We start from the raw sequence: 395 nt of genomic DNA on the forward strand, positions 1-395 counted from the left end.
AAATATCATAATAATACAAATAAAAAGAGAGTCATTCGGTGAGTAAAAAAAAAGAAAAATAGATATCTGTGAAAATCTAAAAAATGCCTATTATGAAGTGAATGGTCATAAAGTATGGAGAGCAACAGCTTAAAAATTGAACTTTTTTCAATTTTAAAATTAAGACGATTTTACTGTTTAGAAAGATATTCTGTAAATTGTTCATTCAAAACCTCACATTCGTGTTGTAAAATCCCCGATTCAATTTCCGGCTTTTTACCCCATTTCGGAATATTTTCTGTTTCAAGGATTTTAAATTCAGAAGATTGTCCGCCAACAAAAGGAACTGAAATTCCAAAAACTAATTTTGAAATTTTATGATGTCTGATAAGATAAGAACACATAATGCAAGGCTC

Annotated in this window: 1 pseudogene; it reads right to left on the minus strand. The window is 28.6% G+C overall.

Going from position 1 to position 395, the window contains the following annotated elements:
* Window positions 1–170: 170 nt before the first annotated feature.
* Window positions 171–395, minus strand: a pseudogene (locus OEW74_RS19595) (hypothetical protein); the annotation flags it as partial.

The sequence above is a fragment of the Chryseobacterium sp. YIM B08800 genome, from assembly GCF_026163565.1.
Lineage (GTDB): Bacteria > Bacteroidota > Bacteroidia > Flavobacteriales > Weeksellaceae > Chryseobacterium.